The sequence below is a fragment of the Idiomarina sp. UBA3162 genome (assembly GCF_002364475.1).
Classification (GTDB): domain Bacteria; phylum Pseudomonadota; class Gammaproteobacteria; order Enterobacterales; family Alteromonadaceae; genus Idiomarina.
On the sequence record NZ_DEYI01000052.1, the window covers coordinates 1 to 247 of the forward strand.

General features: G+C 55.1%; 1 pseudogene. It reads right to left on the reverse strand.

The annotated features are described in order from the left end of the window. Positions 1-247, reverse strand: a pseudogene (locus B2X00_RS06050) (3-methylcrotonyl-CoA carboxylase); the annotation flags it as partial.

A 247-nucleotide genomic window follows, 5' to 3' on the forward strand; every position in this document is an offset into this window, starting at 1 on the left:
TTGCTCGACACCCGTATCGATACGTACGCCGGCATTGACTGCGGGGGTACGGAGGTGACGGATCGTGCCCGTGCTCGGTAAAAAGTCGTTGGCCGGGTCTTCTGCATAAATACGCGCTTCGAAAGCATGACCGTTAACGGTGACGGCGTCTTGCGTCAACGGTAAACTGTCCCCAGAGGCGACCATGAGCTGCCATTCAACTAAGTCTAAGCCGGTAATCATCTCTGTTACGGGGTGTTCGACTTGT